1 protein-coding gene is annotated in these 327 nt (G+C 64.8%); it reads left to right on the top strand.

Annotated elements, in window-relative coordinates; genetic code table 11:
* Positions 1-327, top strand: a 327-nt coding sequence (locus tag SB717_RS34550) for a TetR/AcrR family transcriptional regulator (RefSeq protein ID WP_410907368.1), incomplete at both ends; no start/stop codon positions are given.

Raw genomic sequence — 327 nt, forward strand, 5'->3', positions numbered from 1 at the left:
GTGCGTGAGCGAATCATCGACGCGGCCATCGACGTCTTTGCGATCTCAGGATTCCGCGCGAGCACGATGAAGGACATAGCCGACCGCGCGGGCATCAGCCAGCGCGGACTCGCGCACCATTTCGCCAGTAAGTTCGACCTGCTCTCGGCGGTCTTGTCCGTGCGTGAGCAAGAGAGCGCTTCGCTCCTCGCGCCCTCGCCCTCCGGCCACCCCGTCGATGCGCTGGAATCCATGCTCGAGGTCATCGCGGACAACAACAAGCGACCGGGGCTTGTCGAGCTCTACAGCATTCTCGCGGCCGAGGGCACGACAGAGGACCACCCTGCC

It is taken from the genome of Priestia sp. SIMBA_032, from assembly GCF_046535215.1.
GTDB lineage: Bacteria > Bacillota > Bacilli > Bacillales > Bacillaceae_H > Priestia > Priestia aryabhattai.